This is a genomic window from Clostridia bacterium (assembly GCA_028698525.1).
In the GTDB taxonomy this organism is placed as follows: Bacteria; Bacillota; Clostridia; order JAQVDB01; family JAQVDB01; genus JAQVDB01.
Genome location: JAQVDB010000046.1, coordinates 1 through 16489, shown reverse-complemented (window position 1 = coordinate 16489; position 16489 = coordinate 1). Strand labels below are relative to the sequence as shown.

Genomic DNA, 16489 nt, shown 5'->3' with positions numbered 1-16489 from the left:
TCGGTACAACCCAAACCGACTTGATAGTAGATTATGATGGAGAAGAATCAGTCATACAAATTTAAGTTTTATTAAAATAAATAAAGACCACTTTAAATTTAAAGTGGTCTTTATTTATTCTAGTTGTAATCATTGGAATAAATATTTATTCAAAATGCTCTCTAGCAATTCCTGTCTGCCTGAAGTATTTTTAATCTGATCATTATCTAATGCATACTTTTCCAGTTCCTTAAATCCTACCTTTCGATCTACAATGTCTTTGCCTATGCCTTTGGAATAACTTGAATATCTCTGCTCAATAAACTGATCTATCTTTCCGTCTTGAATGATATTATGTGCGATTCTCAAGCCCTTTGCAAATGCATCCATCCCTGCGATATGGGCATAGAAAAGGTCTACCGGTTCAAAAGAAGCCCTTCTCACCTTGGCATCAAAGTTCAGTCCGCCTGTAGTAAATCCTCCCATCTTCAACACTTCATACATAGCTAGCGTAGTTTGATAAATATCCGTAGGAAACTGATCTGTATCCCAGCCTAACAGTAAATCACCCTGATTAGCATCTACGCTGCCCAGCATCCCGTTGATTCTAGCAATCCTTAAGTCGTGCTGGAATGTATGAGCAGCTAAGGTTGCATGATTTGCTTCTATATTTAACTTAAAGTGCTTATCTAATCCATTCGCCTTCAGAAAACCTATCACTGTAGCTGAATCGAAATCATATTGATGCTTTGTAGGCTCTTTAGGTTTGGGTTCAATTAAAAACTGGCCTTTAAACCCTATCTCTTCAGCATAGTCCACAGCCATTTGGAGGAATCTAGCGAAATTGTCCAGTTCCAACTTTACATCTGTGTTCAATAATGTCTCGTAACCTTCCCTTCCTCCCCAAAACACATAATTCTGCCCTCCCAGCTCTTTGGTTATTTCCATAGCCTTTTTCACCTGAGCCGCTGCATATGCAAATACATCCGCATTACAAGAAGTAGCAGCACCATGTACATATCTCGGATGACCAAAGGCGTTTGCAGTGCCCCAAAGCAGTTTAACTGGGCTGGTACTCATATAATCCTTTATAAGGGCTACTATCTCGTCCAACCTTTTATTTGTCTCTCTCAACGTATCCCCTTCAGGTGCAATATCCCTGTCATGAAAACAAAAATACGGAACTCCCAATTTTTCGCAGAACTCAAAGTTTGCCTCTACTTTTGCTTTGGCAAGTTCCATGGGATCGCTGATATCATCCCAGGGTCTTATAGCTGTACCAGTTCCGAAAGGATCAGCCCCTCTGGCTACATATGTATGCCAATAAGCTACAGCAAACCTTAGATGATCCTTCATCTTCTTTCCACCTATCATCTCATCGGCATTATAGTATTTAAACGCCAATGGATTATCAGAATCACTACCTTCATACTTTATATCAGGAATATCTTTAAAATACTTGTTCATTTTAAACTTCTCCCCTATCACATATTTAAAATATATTTTTATCTATACAAAATCAACTACTTTTAACTTATTTCCCGAATAATAATTTTAGCGGTATTATGGCTGCACCTATAGCAGATGAACCTCTGCCGATTTCTGATGCAACAATTTCTACCTTATTAGCAGGAAAACTAAGAGATTTTCGGCTGGCCACGCCTTTTATCTGGTCCATCACCAAATCAGAATACTTTACAAATTCCTTTCCTAGGACTATCTTGGAAGGATTTAAGGTGTTGATAATATAGGATATTGCAATCCCCAAATATCTGGCCGATTCAGTTAAAATATTCATGGCTATTTGGTCATGGTTTCTAGCGGCTTCCACCAACATATCGATAGTTATATCTTCTACATCTTCCACATTATTTAGCAGGGTACTGCTCCCTTGTCTCACCATTCTTTTCGCCTTTTCCACCATGCTCTTCATTGATGCCAGTGTTTCTAAACATCCATAGTTGCCGCATCCACACTTAGGCCCGTTTTCATCCACTGTAATATGTCCTATCTCTCCAGCACTGCCGCAAACCCCTTTATACAATTTCCCGCCGGCAAATATTCCCGCTCCTATACCCGACTCTATATTGATGCAAACAAAATTTTTTATGTTTTGACAAGCACCTATCCAACTTTCATATATTGCAGACGCCCTAGATTCATTCTCTACATATATAGGCACACCCCAAAACATCTCATGTATACGGCTCTTTAAGTCCACATCCTCCCAACCTAGATTAGGCGCCAGCATCACCTTATCAGTCTGTGCATCTATCAAACCGGGTACTGAAATTCCCAGTCCTAATAATCTTTCTTGTTTTAGCTTATACATCTCCATCATCTGTAGCACTAATTCATACAGCTTTTGAACAACATCATCAAAAACCACCGGGTTTCTCATGCTTAACGCTTCTTTATACTTTAACTGCCCGGTGCTGTCGATAAGCACAATATTGATATAATCTACAGCTATATCCACCCCTATGGAATAATATGAATCAGGCCTCAACTTTAAAAGCATGGGCCTTCTTCCGCCTTTTGATTGGCCTGTGCCTACCTCATGGATATATTCCTTTTCAATAAGTTCGGATACAATGCCCCCTATTGCGGTAGGAGAAAGACCGGTGACTTTAGAAAGTCCTGATCTGGAAATCTCTTCATGTACCCTTATCATATTGAGTATTTGAGCTTGATTATATTTTTTAAGAAATTTATTGTTGCCTGTTTTATTTTTAGTCATTTGAATGCTTCTCCTCAGTCAATCATTTAAAATGCTCGCCAAATCCTTAAAATCTTTTTTAAGAGATTTATATAAGTTCTGATATATTTTGTAATAATTATCATACTTTGGATACAATGTCTTATTGGAATGTTGGGTATTTACAACTTTTATGGCAGCATCACAGGCTTGTTGAACATCATCATAGATGCCCACTCCAACTCCTGCCAATAGCGCTACTCCTAAAGCAGGACCTTCACTGGAATTTATAGTGTTTATGTCCACCCCGAATACATCCGACTGCATCTGCCTCCAAAGAGGACTTCTGCCCCCTCCTCCTGAAGCTCTAACTTCTGTCACTCGGATGCCCATCTGTTTTATTATCTCCAGGCAGTCCCTTAAACTATACACAACACCTTCCATGATAGCCCTTATCATGTCCTGTTTTTGATGCTTTGCAGAAAGACCGAAAAACACCCCTTTTGCGTCTGGGTCCAGATGTGGTGTCCTTTCACCCATCATATATGGAAGAAACATTAACCCGTTACATCCAGCCTCTACATTCTCTGCTTCTTTATCCATGAGCACATAAGGATCCACTTTCATCAACTCTGCTGTTCTTTTTTCTTCAATACAGAAATTATCTCTAAACCATTTCAAGGATAGTCCTGCCCCTTGGGTCACGCCCATCACATGCCAAGTATTAGGAACTGCATGGCAAAAGGTGTGAACCCTGCCCTTTGGATCTATGCTCACATCCTGGGAATGTGCAAACACCACCCCTGACGTACCAATGGTAGAAGATATAACCCCGGGCTTGACAATTCCATTTCCTACAGCACCTGCTGCCTGATCCCCTGCACCTCCTACCACTGGAGTTCCCTGTTTGAGACCAGTTAGTTCAGATGCAGTTTTATTTATTACACCCGTTATTTCCTGAGATTCATACAGTTGTCCCAACATCTGCTTATCTATGCCTAGTTTTTGCAGCACCTCATCGCTCCACTGTCTTGCAGGTATATCCATAAGCTGCATCCCGCTGGCATCCGATACTTCGGTGGCAAACTCCCCTGTCAATTTAAATCTGATATAATCTTTAGGAAGCAATATCTTTGCTATTCTCTCATAGATGTCAGGCTGATTATTCTTCACCCACATGATTTTAGAAGCTGTAAAACCAGTGAGAGCCGGATTGGCTGTTATCTGGATAAGTCTGTCTTTACCTATAATAGAAGTTATCTCTTCACATTCAGCTGCACTCCTCTGATCGCACCAGATTATAGCCCTCCTCAACACATTGCAATCTTTATCCAGCAAAACCGCCCCATGCATCTGCCCAGAAAGACCTACACCTTTCACGTCTGAAGCATCAATCCCACTTTTATAAATTACACTCTTTATGGAATTGTATGTAGCTTTCCACCAATCTTCAGGATCCTGTTCCGCCCATCCCACCTTTGGCTGATATAACGGATATTCTTCAGACGAGCTGACTACCGTATTCCCTTTCTCATCAAAAAGCACTGTTTTTGTAGCAGATGTACCGATATCGATACCTAACAAAAAAGCCAAAAGAAATCCCCCCTCTTAGTTGTTTTTTATACCTTATTAATAAGTATATTATATTTTCCCTTATTATTCAATATGAAAGCTCTATATAACGACCTTTTTTAATGTCTTATTACTAACTCCTTAAAAATTAGCCATAACATACAATTGCACTTTATATAAATAATATGCTTAAAACAAAACTTTAGTATATATTTGTACTTAAGTATATAAAGCTTGATTTATCATAATAAAGGAGTATAATATAATCAATGTTATTTATTGTATTTATCTTTGCAACTATTTTTACATATCATTGAGGTACTCATCTTACGCTCTTCACATGATTGCTGTTTAGAATATGCAAATTTCCATCTTAAAACCGTCAATATTCATAATACCAAACTCTTTTTAAAATTTTATAGAACTTTTTATGAATTCTTATATTAAAAAAATGGAGGGGAGTTCATGGAAAAAAGTAATTTTAAGGTATACCCTTACAGATGGGTAGTACTTATATCCTTCATGTGTATATTTGCAGCTCAGAATATAATGTGGATAACTTTTGCTCCTATCACAGGAGAAGCAGCTAAGTTCTACGGAGTATCTGACCTGCAAATAGGCTTGTTATCTATGGTTTTCATGATTACGTACATAATAATTTCAGTGCCTGCCTCCTGGGTTATAGACACATACGGATTCCGCAAAGGAGTTGGTGTGGGTGCAGTTTTAACCATTATTTTTGGTCTATCCAGGGGGATATTTGCTGATAATTATACCCTAGTATTGATCTCTCAAATCGGCATATCCATCGGGCAACCATTCATTGCCAATGCAATAACTACCATGGCATCCAGGTGGTTTCCTCCGGATGAAAGGGCAACCGCTTCCGGGTTAGGTACTCTATCCAGCTACATAGGTATAATTGTAGGGATGATGTTAACTCCATGGCTGGTATTGAAATACGGAATGTCGGTAATGCTTTTAGTAAACGGCATCATCGCAGTAGCTTGTGGTCTGATATTCGTCATCTTTGCAAGAGAACGCCCTGCATCATCCTCTTATCCTCCTGAACAGGAGGAAAAACCATTAGCCATGGAGGGGCTCAAACATATACTTCACGATAAGAATTTCCTGCTACTGATGTCTGTATTTTTTATCGGATTGGGCACATTCAATGCCATTTCAACCTGGATTGAAAATATTGTAAGGCCTAAAGGGCTCTCCATAACACAAGCCGGTATGATAGGCGGGGCATTGGTATTAAGCGGTATTGTAGGTGCTATAATTATTCCTTCAATATCAGACCGTATCCGCAAACGACGTCCATTGATGGTTATTTCATTTGCCTGTTCTATTTTAGGATTAGTGGGTTTAGTATTTTCGTCTATTTATTGGGTATTGATAGCATCAGCTTGCATTTTCGGATTCTTTATACTAGGTGTGGGACCTATAGGCTTTCAATATGCTGCCGAGATCACCAGTCCAGTCCCAGAAACAGCATCAAATGGTATGTTGATGCTGTCAGGACAAATATCAGGGATCCTGTTCATATATGGGTTGGATCTGCTTAAAAACAAAGCAACTGGTTCAATGACATTACCATTGAGTATAATAATTTGTCTTCAAGTATTGGCAGTAGCCATATGTGCAACATTGAAAGAATCTAATATGATGATCCAAGTCATAGAAACCGACGATAAAAAGCAATCAAATATTACTATGTGAAAATAAACCAACTATTTATAATATAATTCAGTATACATGAATAAACTACAGTATAACCATCAATGGAATTGCTCCGGACTTAGCAAAAAAATAACTTGAATTTAAACCATTTGATAATAGACTTGGATGCTATTGAGTATAGCTAGATATGATAATCTTAAAATACCAGTCAAACTATCACTGACTGGTATTTTTTATGCTTATTATCACATATATTAACCTGTTTTTTGTTCTTTTACATAATCAACATAAACAGCTATAAGTATAACAAGGCCTTTGACTATATACTGCCAAAATGAATTAACTCCCATCAGATTAAGTCCGTTATTTAAAACCCCTATTATCAGCCCTCCAATGACTGTTCCGCCGATCTTGCCTACTCCACCGCTCATACTAGTGCCGCCAAGTACAACAGCAGCAATAGCGTCCATTTCTGCACCCTGCCCCGCTGTAGGCTGCCCGGAAAACATTCGAGAAGCCAAAACAATCCCTGAAATAGATGCCAACAATCCGGCAAGAGTATATGCAAAGAAAATCACTCGGTTGATTTTGATACCTGAAAATTCAGCTGCTTGCCTATTGCCTCCCACTGCATATATATATCTTCCTAGTTTGGTCTTATACATTATAATAATGCAAATAAATAAAATAACTATAAGATAAATAACAGGCATAGGAATTTGACCTAAATAGCCCGATCCTATAAAGTTAAAATCGTCTGACATAACCCTGATAGGTTGCCCATCTGTATACACATAAGAAGCACCCCGGGCAATATTCATTGTTGCCAATGTAACAATAAAAGGTGGTATAGTAGTTTTCGCCAAAACAAATCCATTTATAGCCCCTATCAATGTGCCTGCTATCAAACCCATAATGATAGCAGAAACCACCGAATAGCCATCAAATGCTATAAGACCACCTGTTACCACCCCCGACAAAGCTATAACAGAACCTACAGAAAGGTCTATCCCTCCTAATATTATTATGATAGTCATACCACACGCAATATAAAGATTGGTCGATACTTGTCTAAGCACATTTAAAAGGTTTTTCTGGGTTAAAAATACCGGAGAAATAATAGCTAGAAAAGTACAGATTATAAAAAAACCTATGAGTATTCCCAAATTATCTTTTAAAAACGTTAAAATACCATCAATAAATCTTTTTAAAAAACTCTTACGAACAACATCATCTGTAACTACCCTATTTGGCATTGTCATTATTCATTACCTCCATTCAGCTAGTAATATACCTGTGCCGAACTACATCTCTTGTGTTGCCAGATGCATTATTTTTTCTTGTGATAGTTCGTCTCGTTCTAGATAGCCGGCTATGCGCCCATTAGACATGACTACCACTCTATCGCTCATATTTATGACCTCTGGAAGTTCAGAAGAAACCATTATGATGGATACTCCTCTTGAAGCTAAATCATTCATAATGACATATATCTCAGCTTTGGCCCCTACGTCCACACCCCTAGTTGGTTCATCAAGTATAAGGATTTTAGGATGTGTTGCGAGCCATCTGCTGATCACAACCTTTTGCTGATTGCCACCACTTAAATTGTTCATTATTTGATTTAAACTGGGAGTTTTGATAGACATCTCTTGAACATATTTATTTGCTATCTCCTCCTCTTTGTTTGTATCTACAGAAATACCCTTAATAAACTGTTCCAGCACTTTGATAGTCATATTATATTTGACACTTTGTTCTGGAAATAGAGCTTCCAGTTTGCGATCTTCAGGAACAAGCACCACCCCATAATCCATAGCATCATTTGGGCTCTTAATTTCTGCTTTCTGATTTTCTATCCAGATTTCGCCTGATGTGATAGCATCTATTCCAAAAATACATTTCATAACCTCGCTCCGTCCAGCGCCTACCAATCCAGCGAAACCCAATATCTCACCTTTTTTAACGTCAAAGTTTATATCCCGCAATGTATCTTCGCTAGATAGATTCTTGATTTCCATGACAGTTTCTGTTGAATCATTATAAGTCCTAGTATAATAATGTTTTAATTCTCTCCCTACCATCATGTTGATCAGTTCTTCTGTAGTGGTCTCTTTAGTCACTCTAGTGCCTATATACTCTCCATCTCGCAGAACAGTTACCCTGTCAGAGATTTCTTTAAACTCAGACATTCTGTGGGAAATATAAATTATCCCCACTCCCTGATTTCTTAAACGCTGAATGGTCTTGAATAAACTCGAAACTTCTTTTTCTGAAAGAGAAGAAGTTGGCTCATCCATAACAAGAATCTTAGCATTAAAGGATATTGCTTTGATAATTTCAACCATTTGCTGATTAGCCACAGTTAAATCTCGTATTTTCATGGTAGATCGAATTCCCAAGTCAAACTCATCTAAAAGCTTTTGTGCATCTTCTTGCATTTTTTCTTTATCGATAAATCCTGCTTGATTGACAGATTCCCGACCAAGAAATATGTTCTCTGCAACTGTCATATCCGGTACAAGGACTAGATCTTGGTGGATAATGCTTATTCCATTATCTTGTGCATCCTTCACACTCTGGATATTTACTTTTTTACCGTCAATAAATATATCTCCCTTATCAATTGAATATATACCTCCCAGCACCTTAATAAGCGTGGACTTGCCTGCACCATTTTCACCTAAAATACCATGAATCTCTCCAGCCTTCAGCTCAAAATCCACACTTTTTAATGCATAAACACCGGGAAACCTTTTGTGAATATCTTTCATACGGAGAAGTATTTTTTGTTCCAACTATTTCACCTTCTTTCGGAAAGAATATCTATAAGGGGCAAGAAAGTTTGTCTACATTATCTTTTGATAAGTAAGCAAACTTTCTTACCCTGTTTAAAAGTATGTTCTACTACATATTCTAAATATCAAAGGCTTGCTGTCTATTGCCATCCGTCAGTGCCGTATTCAGACACATTATCTTTATTGATCATGAATGTTTCTACAGGTGTCCTCTCTTCATAGGGTTCCCCATTTAAAATCTGATACGCTACTTCTACAGACTGAACCCCTATGGATATAGGTGACTGAGCCCCCGACCCAACAAACTGACTATCCTCTGAAGCAATTTCAGCTTTTGCTTCTGGCGACCCGTCTACGCCGTAAATCAATATATCAGGCAGGTTTGCAGCTTTACATGCAGCCAATGCTCCAAGGGCTGTAGGATCATTGCCGCCCATAATAGCTAGGATATCCGGATGGGCCTGAAGTATATCTTCTGTGATTTTGAGTGAAGTTTGAAGGTCGCCTTTTGCGTCTTGTTGTGCTACAATTTCAAATCCTTTGCCTTCAATAGCTTCCATGAATCCCTCAATTCTGTCATTCACCGAGTTCATTGTCGGGGAGTCTAAAACCACAATCTTGCCTCCATCAGGAAATCTGCTCACTAAATCCTCCCCACAAACTCTACCAGCATTCTTGTTGTCTGATCCTACATATGCTGTGACAAAATCCATATCTTTTACTTCTGTGTCAAAGTTAATTATAGGAATACCTGCTTCTTCTAAAGCTACAAGAGCTGGCCTGATGCCTTCCCAGTCCACCGGGTTAAGGAATATGGCATCTATGCCCTGGGTAATAAGGTCTTCAATTTGATTGATTTGTTTTGATACATCCATAGCTGGATCTGTAGTGATAAGTACATCACCATTTTCCTCTACTTTGTCTCTGATAGACTTTTCAAGGATAATAAAGAATGGGTTGTTCATAGTCATACAAGTATAACCAAATGTCAGCTGCTCTTTATCCTTATCCTTTGTTTCATCACCAGATGGTTGTTTGTCAGATGCCCCGTCAGATACTTCATCAGGTGTTTTATCATCTGCTGGTTCTCCTGCGTTAGAACATCCAACGAAAAGAGCACCCACTAAAACAAACACTAAAACAATTGACAAAATCCTCCTCATATAAATCCCCCTCTTGTTTTATTATTGATTTCATTATATAATTGAACAAATAGCAAATAAACTGAATTTTGTCACAATTTTTATATTATATTTGTCATTATAAATGTGACAAATATAATATAAAGCAAATATCTCAATAGATTATTTTTTGTATCTCATCTTTTATCTGTTTTATTCCTTCTCTAGCATCTAAATCCTGGGCAATTATTTGAAAAACCTTTTGATCCATCAATTGTTTTAATTGACTGTAAAGCTTGAAATGTGGCTCCACATAAGAATTTTCGATTATACCATCTAAAAAATCAGCATCAATTATTTTGTCCTGCATCTCTCCTACATTGCGAGCATAGATATCCTGTACCACTTGTTGATTGGTAGGAAGTGTATATGTGAGTTCCCATACTTTGTGCTGAATTTCTTCTTTGTTGGTTATAAACTTAATAAACTCATATGCCATATCTTTTTGTTTTGATCTTGAACTAATCCCAATTTGAACTGTATAAAGTTTAGAAGAACTATTCCCTCTTGGACCTTTAGGTAGTGGAATGGCCTCCCATTCAAATTTTTCATACTTCAAAATACGATAGGGATAACTGCCGTACGCTCTATACTCCGGCAATGTAAAAGTTTTAAACGCTACTTTCCCTTTATCGAAATAATCCTCTGTGACAACTATACCTTTATTAAGTTTATAGATTTTCTTCATAAACTCAATAGTTTCAAATAATTCATCATCATTAAAAGCAATACTCTTCCCATCATCTGTAAACAATGAATGGCCATTGGTATAAAAAGCATGATCCCAGTCATATCCATACACTCCAAACTGGTCCAAAAACCCATCCCCATCTAAATCTTTTGTAACAGCTTTACAAATTTCATAAAAGTTATCCCATGTCCATTCTGTTTCATCGATATCAATACCTTCTTGCTCCAATAAAGTTTTGTTTACTACCATAAATGATGGAGCAATCTCGAAAGGCAATGTATATTGATTGCCATAATATTGTCCAGCGTGTAAAGATTTGGGGTAGAATCTCTCTTCATGGAAATCTTTATCTCGCTGAATATAAGGTGTTAAATCTTCAAACAAACCGATAGATGCATATGTATTAAAATCCTCTTCTAAAACAAGAAAGATATCCGGTTCTTCCCCCTTTAGTACTCGTTCAGCAAACCATTCAGAATAGTGCTGTATCAACGTGCCTGTTTTTAATTCCACCTGTACATTATCATATTGCTCTTCAAACAACCTTACCGCCTCATCATAAACACCATACGCTTCTTTTTGAGGCACATTCCAGCTATTACCGGAATGTAAGGCAAACTCTAATACAGTAGGCTTATCGATTCTATATTTAAGATAAGCAAGGCTTCCAACCACTATAAGCACAATACCTATATATATTAATATTCTTTTTAAATGATTGCTGCTCATAGCTCCTCCTCTATATTTTTTAGCATGATACCCGATTGCAAGGCAAATATAGCGATTTGGGTTCTATCTCTCAAATCTAATTTTTTAAGAATGTTGCTGATATAATTACGTATAGTCCCCTCGCTATAGTGCAGCTCTTTTGTGATTTCCTTATTGGATAAACCTCTTCCAATCAATTGAATAATCTTAATCTCATTTTTTGTAAGAGATTGAATATCTTGATCTTCAACTCTGCTGACCATGCTGGATTTGGCTAGCTTGCCGAAAAGTACAAGCACTTTTTTTGCTATATCAGGGTCAATTGAAGCACCATTATTGTAAACTGTTATAATCGCTTTAATTAACTCTTGTTTAGAAATACCTTTAAGAAGAAAACCATCTGCGCCATTTTTTAACGATTGATAGATATATTCATCATCATCAAAGGTTGTTAAAACAATGATTTTTATAGTTTTATAATGTTCCTTAATAATTCTAATACATTCAACGCCCTTGATCCCAGGCATTCGGATATCCATCAATATAACATCTGGTTTATATTTCTTGGTCATCTCAATCGCTTCCCTGCCATTTGCAGCACTGCCTACTACTTCTAAGGTGTCATGAGCATTTAGCATAAGCGTCAAACTCTCCCTGATAAGCTCCTGATCGTCAACAATTAAAACTTTAATCATAAACTAATCCTCCATCTTGTTGGAATAGATACCAGTGTAGTAAAACCCCTATTTTGGACTGATTGAAATTCAACCTGTCCACCTAACATCCTTATCCGTTCTTCTATGTGCATTAATCCGAAACCTTTGCTTATTGCTTGACAGCCTTTTCCATTATCTCTCACCTTAATTATAAGTTCATCATGTTTAAATATTAAATCTACCCTAACATATGTAGCCTTACCATGTCTCAAGGCATTAGTAATGCTCTCCTGAATCACCCTATAGACCGCTTGTCCTTCGTCATTTTTCATCTTCAATTCCTGGCCCTCAATATGCAAATCAATTTGAGTACCCGAAAAGGTGTTGAGTTCTTCTACTAATTGTTTTATAGCTGGTATAAGGGCATATTTTTCAATACTGTCTACTTTTAATTCTTTTACTGACCGTCTTACATCAACCAAGCCTTTTTGGGATATTTCTCTTATTTTGATTATGTGTTTTTTTGCTTTTGGCGGGTTAGAATCAATTAAATCTAAACATGCCTCTATCCCAGTTGTAATACTTGTTAAGGAATGACCTAATATATCATGAATTTCCCTTGCAAGACGATTTCTCTCCTTCATTTTGGCCATCTCTGCAGATTTTTTTGTATATATTTCAAGCTTTTCGTTTGCTACCTTTAATTCTTCTACTTTCTCTTTTAACTTATTGTTAAGATCTATATATTCTTTGTTTTCACTTATTTTAGCTTGTATGAGAAATAAAAAGAAAGAGATAAATAAAATCAGATTAAAAGAATCCATAGTATTCTTTAGACTGTAGAAATAAATTTGTGTTTGAGAACTATAAAAATTGATATAATGTTGTAGAGATACAATGTTCATCTTAACATTCAAAAAATCATAATCCAGGACAATAAAACATATCAAAGTGATTGAAAAAAATAAAATTCTTATGCTCAACCAAGGTATGTGTAGAAAAACACTAGCCACTATAAATAGAAAAATTCCTTTATAACTAAAGTTGATATAATAAGTTATAAGAGTGCATAATATTAAATCTAAAAAGAATAATACAATCAATAACCATTTATTTGTAGCTTGCAAATTATCCTTTACGATGCTTGAAGCACCAAGCAAAACTAGAAATATCATACAATAGGTTGGAACCTTACTTGGTATAATTGGCAGGTATTTGGCTAGTTCAAGAAATTGACGTGCTTGGAAATTATCGCATATTCTATAGGAAGTAGTATATATTGTAACGGCCATAAAGCTAATGATAATAAAGTTGGTGAGATACATGCCTATATGAATCAATTTCACACGGGTTTCTTTATTAATTTTTAATGCCCCCTTTTACCAAAAAAATTGTATAAAAAATCGGACATTGTTGATGGTCGTTATATATATTATAGCTTAAAACTGGAAATTATGTAGCATATTTTTAAGTCGGATTGTTTCATTATGCCGTATTGCACCATAAAAAATTCGGGCCGACATCCGTCAAATGTCAACCCGAATTTTATATCCATGATCTTACACTTTTAAAAACCTACTTATTTCCTATTAGCATCCCAAATATTTAGATATAATCTCTATGTATTGCATATAAAATATTAAAACCTTCTGAATAGAGTTAAATACGATTTTATCATCTATTTGTTGATATTCATGCACTAATATATTCCTCAGTCCTGTAGATGGAGCAATTTCAAGAGCAAAATCCATATCCAATACATCATTTTCTGCTAAATCTATAAATGAATTAAAATAATCTTGTGCTGGTTCCGCCTTTATTTTTCTTAAAATCATATTGTTTATGTCAGTGGCGCACTCTACGATCAATTGAATTTCTCTTTCTATAGCCCTTCTTCTAAATACATCATCTAAATATATTTGTAAGGTAAGCCCTTCTTCTATTTTTTTTAATTCTTTATAATATTTCATAAGTATTCTTAATTTTTTGCATATAACTGCATTATCAACCATCTTCAAGCAACTCCTTTATTTCCTGTGAAATTTGTTTGAGTTGTTCTTCAATCACAGGCTTTAACTCATAAAACCTTTTGATATAAAATAAACTGTATCTCTCAAATATCCCATTTTCTTCTTCATAAAGCACCCTACCATTTAAAGCAACCTCCCGCCGTAATATAGGTTCTGCCTTTTTCAAATCGATAAGGTCTATCTCACTCTTTCTGTGATATTTAATTAAATCTTCCAGCATTTCCAGTTTATCTTTAGACGATATTTCTCCATATGAAACAAAAGCAATATCTATATCACTATCTCTATTATAATACTCCGTCTGATAGCTCCCGAAATAAACAAAAAAGACAATTCCATATTGCTGTGCAATTTGTTCAATTGTTTTGTTGAATTTGTACTTTGTCATTCATACCACTCCGAGTTGATCTTTCTTTTATATAATCTATTCAGATACCATATACACTATATTATACCATGCTAGTAAATAAAAATCATACAATAAAAGTTATCTATTTAGGCAAACATCATTCAAATATATCCAATAAAAAAAGGGTCAAGCCCAACATCTATGCTCAGATGTTAAACTTGATCCTCATCAATCTAAACTCATACTTTATTCAACAAATCCACATATGGACTGTAGTCTAGTTTTGGACGCGGTTCCAGGGATATATATAATTCTATGAAACCCTTATTTATCCTGCGTTCTTGTCTGCCGGCTATAAGTCCCTTTATAATCTCTCCCTGAGATACATATTCCTTGATCCCATCTCTTATGTTATCCTCTACATCCGAAGATGCTATCACTGCCCTATTTGCGCGTATGCTACCTTTCCTGCCGGATACCAGCATATCTTCAGGTGAAAAATCCGCCCATACAGAATATTGCAACGTGCTTTTTATGGCATGTGGGGGCGCCCAGTCCACCAGTATAGGATCGCCTGCCTGTGGGGTATCATACAACCCACTTATGTATGCTGCACAGTGGTCCATATGCTCTCTATATCCGTTGGGTATCACTGTTCTAGTTATCTTTAAATCTCTCAATGTAGTAATCATCTTTTTAGAGACGCTCTTATCTCCATATTCAGGTTCCCAGGCTATGCTCCTTATAGCAGCAAAATCATTATAATCAAACCTTACTATTTTATCCTCCGATACACCTATCTTTTGGTATGCTTTAACGGTTTCCTTTTGCCTTATGTCTACTATAGTATCCTTTTGCTCTATTTTACTGTATCCTCCGTCCCCATTGCAAAATATAACTATATATGCATTACCCTTATTTTCTTGTACCGCTTTTATAAGATAGCCTGCACCTATTATCGCATCATCATCATGAGGAGATAAAATCGCCACATTTTCTTTTCCCGGTTCCCATCCGGGAAAAATATCATTTATATCTTGACTCATAGCATCGGTATCAAAATCATAATACTTAATGCTCATAGGTATCTCCTTCCGCTTTTATTTAGTTACATTCTGGCTCTAATGGACCTGCAAGCTCTTTCATGAAGAATAGTTTCCCGGGCAATGTAGGCATGTATGTAGATGTAATCCACATGCTAGGGCCATATCTCAATGTAGTCCATAGGGACATTCCCTGCCACATCATTCCCCTTCCCAATGTTCCATCACAGCCGCCTATTGTGCTGTCCGAATCTAAGAATAGGCCAGGGCCTACTGTGTTTGAATAACAGGGCACCAGTGTAGTTCTGCTCTTAAAGCTGGTAATGGCATTTTGTTCTATAGTCAATGGATGCAGTTTGGCCCCTATTCTGTGGGTTTGGGATTTCCATTCTTGTTCGCTGTTAAATTCAGCTGCAAAGTGTGGCTCCCAGAATGCTATATGGCATACTCTGCCGATTCCATAGACTGTTACCAGTTTTGCTCCTTTGTCTTTCAGTTCACCTATTTTGTCTGCATATGTCGGAAGGTTGTCTTTTGTTGCAAAGTTTCTCTGATTTTCAGGCACTGTGAGTTCTCCAAGCGGTCCGTAGAAAGCATCTTCCATTGCGTTTTGGAAAGCTCCTGGGTTGGTGGGCTCTAATGTATTTCCGTCCTTGTCGCTCCATTCATCCATGTTGAAGCCGTATACATGGGATGCGTCTATTCCCCATTCCTTTAAGAAGAATATTGCCCACTTGTACATTCCCATAGGCCCTACCGGCAGTATCAGCGCAAGGCTTCTTCCTGCTTCTTTGGTCTTTCTTATCTCCATGGCTATTTCGTGTCCCATAAAAGCGTTGAACTCATGGATGTTGTCACAGGGTATCGGCTTGAAATCATCGTTCCAAAAATCCTGTCTTTGGGTTATTTCTTCCGGTGCGTGGCTACAGCATTGGTCAATCCTTTCCATGTTCCAACCCTCCGGAAAGAATCCCTCCAGCATTGAACCTTTTACAGTATCAAGAAAATTCATTGACAATTCCCCCTCGTATAATATTTTATTTAATAAATTTAAAATTTCCTTTAATAGCTTATATTCATTATTCTAAAACCTGATTT

At 36.9% G+C, this 16489-nt stretch carries 14 protein-coding genes; 1 reads left to right on the top strand and 13 read right to left on the bottom strand.

Going from position 1 to position 16489, the window contains the following annotated elements; genetic code table 11:
* Positions 1-129: 129 nt before the first annotated feature.
* From xylA to xylB, 3 genes are all read right to left on the bottom strand, one after another.
* Entirely contained in the window at positions 130-1446 is a 1317-nt protein-coding gene (xylA, locus tag PHP06_07880) for a xylose isomerase (GenBank protein MDD3840481.1), read from the bottom strand.
* A gap of 67 nt (positions 1447-1513) precedes the next feature.
* Positions 1514-2719, bottom strand: coding sequence for an ROK family transcriptional regulator (locus PHP06_07875; protein ID MDD3840480.1), 1206 nt, complete (start codon positions 2717-2719; stop codon positions 1514-1516).
* Between the two features lie 18 nt (positions 2720-2737).
* Complete coding sequence (gene xylB / locus PHP06_07870) at positions 2738-4270, bottom strand: xylulokinase (GenBank protein MDD3840479.1); 1533 nt, start codon at positions 4268-4270, stop codon at positions 2738-2740.
* Between the two features lie 444 nt (positions 4271-4714).
* On the opposite strand from xylB, the gene PHP06_07865 reads away from it, so the two are divergent.
* Positions 4715-5974, top strand: coding sequence for an MFS transporter (locus PHP06_07865; protein MDD3840478.1), 1260 nt, complete (start codon positions 4715-4717; stop codon positions 5972-5974).
* A 215-nt stretch (positions 5975-6189) separates the two neighbouring features.
* On the opposite strand, the gene rbsC is transcribed toward PHP06_07865, so the two are convergent.
* The 10 genes from rbsC to PHP06_07815 form a co-directional block, all read right to left on the bottom strand.
* Positions 6190-7191 (bottom strand): ribose ABC transporter permease, encoded by a 1002-nt coding sequence (rbsC, locus tag PHP06_07860; GenBank protein ID MDD3840477.1) that lies wholly within the window; start codon positions 7189-7191, stop codon positions 6190-6192.
* A gap of 48 nt (positions 7192-7239) precedes the next feature.
* Positions 7240-8733 (bottom strand): sugar ABC transporter ATP-binding protein, encoded by a 1494-nt coding sequence (locus PHP06_07855; protein MDD3840476.1) that lies wholly within the window; start codon positions 8731-8733, stop codon positions 7240-7242.
* Positions 8734-8873: 140 nt separating this feature from the next.
* Positions 8874-9896: a sugar ABC transporter substrate-binding protein gene (locus PHP06_07850; GenBank protein ID MDD3840475.1), complete on the bottom strand. Its 1023-nt coding sequence runs from the start codon at positions 9894-9896 to the stop codon at positions 8874-8876.
* A 133-nt stretch (positions 9897-10029) separates the two neighbouring features.
* Positions 10030-11334 (bottom strand): sugar ABC transporter substrate-binding protein, encoded by a 1305-nt coding sequence (locus PHP06_07845; GenBank protein ID MDD3840474.1) that lies wholly within the window; start codon positions 11332-11334, stop codon positions 10030-10032.
* On the bottom strand, positions 11331-12008 hold the full coding sequence (locus PHP06_07840) for a response regulator transcription factor (GenBank protein MDD3840473.1): 678 nt from the start codon (positions 12006-12008) through the stop codon (positions 11331-11333). Before PHP06_07840 ends, PHP06_07845 begins: the two co-directional genes overlap by 4 nt.
* A complete protein-coding gene (locus PHP06_07835) occupies positions 12005-12886 on the bottom strand; it encodes a sensor histidine kinase (GenBank protein ID MDD3840472.1) in 882 nt (293 codons plus the stop codon). Before PHP06_07835 ends, PHP06_07840 begins: the two co-directional genes overlap by 4 nt.
* 672 nt (positions 12887-13558) lie before the next feature.
* Positions 13559-13981: a DUF86 domain-containing protein gene (locus PHP06_07830; protein ID MDD3840471.1), complete on the bottom strand. Its 423-nt coding sequence runs from the start codon at positions 13979-13981 to the stop codon at positions 13559-13561.
* The gene (locus tag PHP06_07825) at positions 13974-14387 is read right to left on the bottom strand and encodes a nucleotidyltransferase domain-containing protein (GenBank protein MDD3840470.1); all 414 of its coding nucleotides are present in this window, start codon (positions 14385-14387) and stop codon (positions 13974-13976) included. Before PHP06_07825 ends, PHP06_07830 begins: the two co-directional genes overlap by 8 nt.
* A gap of 200 nt (positions 14388-14587) precedes the next feature.
* Positions 14588-15430: a PIG-L family deacetylase gene (locus PHP06_07820; protein MDD3840469.1), complete on the bottom strand. Its 843-nt coding sequence runs from the start codon at positions 15428-15430 to the stop codon at positions 14588-14590.
* Between the two features lie 22 nt (positions 15431-15452).
* Positions 15453-16403: a glucosamine-6-phosphate isomerase gene (locus PHP06_07815; GenBank protein MDD3840468.1), complete on the bottom strand. Its 951-nt coding sequence runs from the start codon at positions 16401-16403 to the stop codon at positions 15453-15455.
* Between the last annotated feature and the right edge of the window lie 86 nt (positions 16404-16489).